General features: G+C 58.2%; 8 protein-coding genes. 5 read left to right on the forward strand and 3 right to left on the reverse strand.

The window, feature by feature from the left end; all coding sequences use genetic code 11:
- Window positions 1–160 (forward strand): hypothetical protein (locus tag GXX82_00195; GenBank protein NLT21445.1); only part of this gene is annotated, 160 nt, incomplete at its 5' end.
- A gap of 105 nt (window positions 161–265) precedes the next feature.
- Here GXX82_00195 and GXX82_00200 read toward each other — a convergent pair.
- Window positions 266–598, reverse strand: a complete 333-nt coding sequence (locus tag GXX82_00200; protein ID NLT21446.1) for a hypothetical protein — start codon at window positions 596–598, stop codon at window positions 266–268.
- Between the two features lie 159 nt (window positions 599–757).
- On the opposite strand from GXX82_00200, the gene GXX82_00205 reads away from it, so the two are divergent.
- From GXX82_00205 to polA, 4 genes are read left to right on the forward strand one after another with little or no spacing between them, the layout of a single operon-like run.
- Window positions 758–1039: a glutaredoxin family protein gene (locus tag GXX82_00205; protein ID NLT21447.1), complete on the forward strand. Its 282-nt coding sequence runs from the start codon at window positions 758–760 to the stop codon at window positions 1037–1039.
- A complete protein-coding gene (locus GXX82_00210) occupies window positions 1036–1557 on the forward strand; it encodes a ferredoxin:glutaredoxin reductase (GenBank protein ID NLT21448.1) in 522 nt (173 codons plus the stop codon). Before GXX82_00205 ends, GXX82_00210 begins: the two co-directional genes overlap by 4 nt.
- A complete protein-coding gene (locus GXX82_00215; GenBank protein ID NLT21449.1) occupies window positions 1554–2030 on the forward strand; it encodes an Lrp/AsnC family transcriptional regulator in 477 nt (158 codons plus the stop codon). The genes GXX82_00210 and GXX82_00215 overlap by 4 nt, the downstream gene beginning before the upstream one ends.
- A gap of 21 nt (window positions 2031–2051) precedes the next feature.
- A complete protein-coding gene (polA, locus tag GXX82_00220) occupies window positions 2052–4598 on the forward strand; it encodes a DNA polymerase I (protein ID NLT21450.1) in 2547 nt (848 codons plus the stop codon).
- Here the strand turns inward: polA and GXX82_00225 are convergent.
- Both GXX82_00225 and GXX82_00230 read right to left on the reverse strand, forming a co-directional pair.
- Complete coding sequence (locus GXX82_00225) at window positions 4552–5463, reverse strand: YihY/virulence factor BrkB family protein (protein ID NLT21451.1); 912 nt, start codon at window positions 5461–5463, stop codon at window positions 4552–4554. The genes polA and GXX82_00225 overlap by 47 nt on opposite strands.
- A 109-nt stretch (window positions 5464–5572) precedes the next feature.
- Window positions 5573–6400 (reverse strand): ABC transporter permease (locus GXX82_00230; GenBank protein NLT21452.1); only part of this gene is annotated, 828 nt, incomplete at its 5' end.

Genomic DNA, 6400 nt, shown 5'->3' on the forward strand with positions numbered 1-6400 from the left:
AAGGCTCGAAACCTACGTCGGGAACATCCTCGGCACGCTCAAGACCCAGGGGTACCTCCCCACCTTCGTGGACTACGTCCTCGAATACGACAAGGCACGCCACACAACGGTCTACAAAGACATCAACAGGCTCCGCGCGGACTGGTCAGATTTCCACTAAAAAAAATGGTTGCAGCCGCTTGAACTGCTTGAACAGCTTTAACGGGAAGAAGCGATCGTGCAGAGCGGGAACGTTCAAGCGGATCGAGCGGTTCAAGCTGTCTTTTCACTGGCACATGAACGACTCGTTCGGGGCTATGTGGCACGTCTTCCCTTTGGGGAAGGCCCTGGTGAGGTTGTAGTCCACGGTGCCGTTCGTGTAATGGCAGATCATGGTGGAGCCGCGCACCGCGCTCTCCTTGATCGCCAGGGTGAAGGTGCTCCTGGCGGGGATCGCTTCCCATCCGGTTGTGCCCCCGGTGGTCCTTATGCCCACCTCCACATTGACGGCACGGGGACAGACAAAAGGCTCTCCCGTCTTCGCCTCACCAGCCGCAAAGGAAGAAACGGCCGCAAAACAAACAGACAACAGGATCGACAGAACAAAAGCTCTTCTCATGGAACTCCTCCCTCTCTTTTCTGGCATGACGACAGTATATCATAATTTCGGTCTCCATCCCGTCATTCTTCGCGGGAGAAGAAAAACCTGTTTTTCGGCGATGGCGCTATGGTACCATAGGAGCATGGCAAGACCTGATGCTCGAAAGGAGGCCCGGAGATGGGAATGACCCGCGTGGAAGGCAAAGACAAGGGATCTCTCGCCCTTTACGCCCTCAGCACCTGCGTCTGGTGCAAAATGATGAAGGGATTCCTCGCCAAAATGGGGATCGGTTACGACTACGTCGACGTCGATACCCTGGCGGATGAAGAGAAGGCGCAAACGATCGCGGAACTCAAGCGGTGGAACCCGAAGTGTTCCTTTCCTTCCCTCGTCGTGAATGGCGAGAAGTGCGTCATCGGGTTCAACGAGGACACGCTGAGGCAGGCTCTCAACTTATGAATGACGGATCGGCGCAAGACTCGAAAGGGGCGGACATCTTCCTCGAAGATCTCCTGGCCCGATCGCAGGCATCCGGATACCATCTCAACCCCGACATGGGTTTTGTAAGGGCCCTCGTACAAGGGCTTTTAACCAATGTTGAAAGGTACGGCTACCCGGCCTGCCCCTGCCGGCTGGCCTCGGGCAGGCAAGATGATGACAACGACATCCTCTGTCCCTGTGACTACCGCGATGCGGACCTCGCCGAGCATGGTTCCTGTTTCTGCGCCCTTTACGTCTCGCGAGATGTGGCCGAGGGACGCCGCCCGCTTGGATCCATCCCGGAAAGAAGGCCCGCCGAAGGTTCCCGCCGCCATGACAGCGAGCCCGCCGCGGGAATCGTCCGGCCGCCCCTTCCCGTATGGCGGTGCAGGGTCTGCGGGTATCTCTGCGCCAGAGAGGCGCCCCCGGAAACATGCCCCATCTGCAAGGCAGGCGGGGACCGTTTCGAGTGTTTCCTTTCGGGAGGTCCGGGATGAGCAAGGCCTTCGTGAAGGAAATGGATGCCATCGACAGGAGGATGCTCAACATCCTCCAGGAGGATTTCCCCCTCGCCGAAAGACCCTTTGAGGCCATAGGAGCGAAGGTCGGCCTCACTGAAGAGGAAACCCGGAAAAGGGTGAAGAGCCTTAAGGACCGGGGTTACATACGGCGCATCGGACCGGTGCTCGACGCCGGGAAATTGGGGTACACAAGCCTCCTCTGCGGCGTCGCTGTCCCTCCGGAGAGACTTGAAGATATCTCCGGCGCCGTGAGCAGGGAAGCGGGAGTGACCCACAATTACGAACGCGAAGGGGAACTGAACCTCTGGTTCACCGTTACGATGGAAAGAAAGGAAGATATCGAAAGGTTCCTCACGACGCTGGAAGATGCCTTTTCCGTCACCATTCAACGCTTCCCTGAAAAACGGACCTTCAAGATACGGACCCGTTTCTCCGTACCCGAAGACTAAAAACTGCCAGGAAGGAGAGGCATGACCGAGAACACATCCGCCGCTGCGTACAAGCGCGTCTTCCTCGTCGATGGACATTCCTATCTCTACCGCGCCTTCTACGCGACACCGCACCTTTCCAACTCACGGGGGGTTCCCACGAATGCCATCTATGCCTTCGTGGGCATGATCCGGAAGCTCATCGCCAGCGAGAACCCCGACAATCTCATCGTCGTCTTTGACGCCCGGGGTCCCTCCTTCAGGGAGGAGATATCCAGGGAGTACAAGGCGCAGCGGCCGGCAATGCCCGACAACCTTTCCCTCCAGGTGCCTTTCGTCAAAGAGGTCATCGATGCCATGGGGCTGCCCGTTGTGGAAAAGGAGGGTTTTGAGGCGGACGATATCATCGCCACCATCACGGAGCATCTGAAGACCAGGGACAACGTGATGACCTTTATCGTTACGGGCGACAAGGACATGATGCAGCTCGTGGGTGACAGGGTCCGCATCCTCGACTCAATGAAGAACGTTGTCATAGGCGAGGCGGAGGTGATCGAAAAGTTCGGTGTCCCGCCCCGGAATATCGTGGATTATCTCTCGCTCTGCGGCGACACCTCCGACAATATCCCGGGAGTGCCGGGCGTCGGCGAGAAAACGGCACGCGAACTCGTCTCCTCGCTGGGGTCAGTCGAAAATATCTATGCCCGCGTCGACGAGATGAAGAGGAAGGCGGTCAGGGAAAGGCTCATCGCGGGACGGGAAAAGGCGGAAATGAGCAAGAAGCTGGCCACGCTCAGGTACGACGTCCCCATCGAGGCCGGTGTGGAAGGCCTGGCCGCAAGGCCGCCTGACGTCGAAGCCCTCCGCAGGTTGTACAGGGAACTGGAATTCACCGCCCTTTACCGCGAGGTCCGCGTGCAAGGGAAGGAGAAGAAGGATGTGAAGGAGAAGGCGCTCGCCGACCTGGCGACGGACCGCGTGTCAATAGCCGGCTCCTTCCGGGGAAAGAATGCCGGCGACCGGGAGATTCTGGCCTTTGCCGCTTTCGACGGCGAAGGGGTCTTCCTCTCTGACGACGTTGCCGACCTGGCGGTGGTCCTTCGCAACGCGAAGGAGGTGATAGGGCACGATCTGAAGGCATTCTTCGTGGTCGCGGGCGATCTCCTCCAGGAGAAGAAGGTCTTCGACACCATGCTCGCCGCCTATCTCGCGAACCCTCTGCGCAAGGATCTCGCGCCGGGACCGATAGTGGAAGAATATCTCGATGCCGACATATCAGCAGCGGATGCGGCATCATCCCTTCGTGGCCTCGCCGCCTGTCTTCCCGACCTTGCCGACGCCCTCCGGGCACGGTTGCATGAACTTGAGCTGTCGGACCTTTTCTTCGGCACGGAATTGCCCCTCGTCGCGGTGCTCGCCGACATGGAGAAGGCCGGCGTCAGGATCGACAGGCGCAAGCTCGGTGAACTGTCGCGCGATCTCGACCACCGTCTCACGGAGATCGTGAAGGACATCTATGCTCATTCCGGCGAACCCTTTAACATAAACTCCCCGCAGCAGCTCAGCCGGGTGCTCTTCGAGGTCCTGGGACTCACCCCCGTCAAGAAGACCAAGACAGGCTTCTCAACGGACACGTCGGTCCTGGAGGCACTCTCCGGGAGCCATCCCCTGCCCGGCAGGATCCTCGAGTACCGCACGCTCGCGAAACTGAAGAACACCTATGTCGACGTCCTGCCCACGCTCATTAACCCCCGCACGGGAAGGATACACACCACCTTCAACCAGATGGTCGCCGCCACGGGACGGCTTTCGAGCAGCGACCCCAATCTCCAGAACATTCCTGTACGGGGGCAGGAAGGGCCAAAGATCCGCGAATCCTTCGTGCCAGCGGACGGATGCCTGCTTCTGTCCTCGGACTACTCGCAGATAGAGCTTCGCGTGCTGGCCCATCTGTCAGGCGACGAGGACCTCATCGCCACGTTCCACCGTGATGAGGACATACATTCCACGGTCGCCCGGGACGTCTTCGGTGTGACCACCGGCTCGGTGACGCAGGACATGCGGCGCGCCGCCAAGGTCATCAACTTCGGCATCATTTACGGCATGAGCGCCTTCGGTCTCGCCAGGGAGCTCGGCGTGGGCCAGAGAGAAGCCCAGGAGTACATCGACAGCTACTTTGAGCGGCACAGGGCCGTGAGAGAGTTCATGGACGGTGTCATCGAAGAGGCTCGGACGAAAGGGTTCGTACGGACACTGCTCGGGAGGATGCGGTTCATACCGGAACTGGTGAACTCCGACCCCGCCGTCCGCCAGCTCGGCGAGCGTGTCGCGATGAACACTCCCATTCAGGGCACCGCCGCGGACATCATAAAGATGGCCATGATCAACATCCACAGGGCAATAAGGCTCAAGGGCCTCTCTTCGCGGCTTATCCTCCAGATACACGACGAACTGCTCTTTGAGGTCGCCCCCGACGAGACCGATCCGGTGAAACAGCTCGTCAGAGAGGAGATGGAAAAAGTGATCGAGCTTAGAGTCCCTCTCACCGTCTCCATCGGAATCGGGCATAGTTGGGCCGAGGCCCATTGACAGCGGGTTCCGAGGAGACACTCAGCAGTTCCGCGCAGGCGATAAAGACAAAGACGGAAAAGTAGACCCAGAAAAGGAAAGCGATAAAGACGCCGTAGGTGCCGAAAAAGGCCGTGAACCGCCCTATGTAGAGAACGAAGTACTGGAAGAAATACTTGCCCAGATGCCACATCGCGGCCCCCAGAGCGGATGCGAAGAGGAGCTTCCTCCTGTCCCGCACGGGCGTGAGGACATGGTAGAGAAAGTAGAACATCCCGGCGACAAGAAAAAGGTCGAGGATGGAAAAGAACTGCACCACCGAAGCGCGCGTGACGGCCCCTCCGAAGGCCTTCACCACCTTCACCTGCATCATCACGGAAAAGACATAGCTGAAGAAAATGATGGTCTGGATAAAGGCGAAGGCAAGGGTAAGGATGAATTCCTCCTGTTTGCCCTTGATGAACCCTTTCTTCGTCTTGCCGAACATGAGCTGGAATGAAGGGCGCAGGACGGCAAAGAGCCGCGATGTGAAAAGGAGGAGGAACAAGAGACCCAGCGGACCCGAAAGTCTCTTGGACAGGGAAATGACGTTTATCTCCCTGAGGACCTTCTTGACGATGACCGCGTTGTACGGTGCCGGTATGACCCGGGCGATGTACTTCTCCATCTGAACGCCGGTATGACCCACATCTACGACATATCCGAGGATGAAAAAGGAGAAGAGCGTGAAAGGTATGAAGGTGAGAAGGATATAGAACGCTATGGAGGACACCATGATATTGGCATGGTCCGCCTGGTATTTTCCGAACACCTTCTTCGCCATGGCGGCAAGGGATCCCGAGACCGCAAGACCCCTGCTCGTCATCTTCTTGACCGGCCGGTTCATTGAGGCACCCTTGAAACGGGTGATGGGTAACGGGTAACGGGTAACGGGAAAGGGAAAAGGCAGTCTGTCAATGACCCATGACCCATGACCTATCACCCATGACCCGATTCTATCCTATCCTTATCCTCGGATCGGCCACGGCATAGGAGACGTCGGCGATCAGGTTGCCGACAAGCGTCAGGAAGGCTCCGATCACCAGAATACCCATGATCGTGGGATAGTCGCGGGCCATGACGCTGAAGTAGAAGAGCTGTCCCATGCCGGGGATGGAAAAGATGCTTTCAAAGATGACGCTGCCGCCTATGAGGCCGGGGATGGAAAGCCCGAGGATGGTTATGACAGGCAGCAAGGCGTTGCGCAGGGCGTGCTTTCTGATGACCATGCTCTCGGGAAGCCCCTTGGCGTATGCGGTGGTGATGTATTCCTGTCTCAGGACCTCGAGGAGGCTGCTCTTCATGTACCGTGAGATGCCCGCGAGGCTGCCGACCGCGGAAATGCACACGGGCAGCACGAGGTGCCCTGTCACGTCGAAGACCTTCTCAAAGATGTTCATCTCCCGGAAATCGTAGGACTTGATGCCCGACACGGGAAGGACCTCCAGGTAGACCCCGAAGAAGATCATGGCGAGCAGCGCCACCCAGAAAGTGGGCGCGGCATACCCGGCGAAGACAAAGGAGGTCAGGAACCTGTCCAGGAACGTGTCCTTGTAGCGGGCGCAATAGATGCCTATGGGTATGCCGAATATGAAGATAAGACCCATGGAGAGGAGATTGATGAGTATGGTGATGGGCAATCTCTCCTTGATCTTGTCGATGACGGGGCGTCTGTCCGTGGCGAAGGATGTGCCGAAGTCCAAACGCACGATCCTCGTGAGCCATGACCAGTACTGAACGTAGAGCGGCTTGTCGAGGCCGTAGAAGGAACGGATGCGCTCCCG

The sequence above is a fragment of the Syntrophorhabdus sp. genome (assembly GCA_012719415.1).
Lineage (GTDB): Bacteria > Desulfobacterota > Syntrophorhabdia > Syntrophorhabdales > Syntrophorhabdaceae > Delta-02.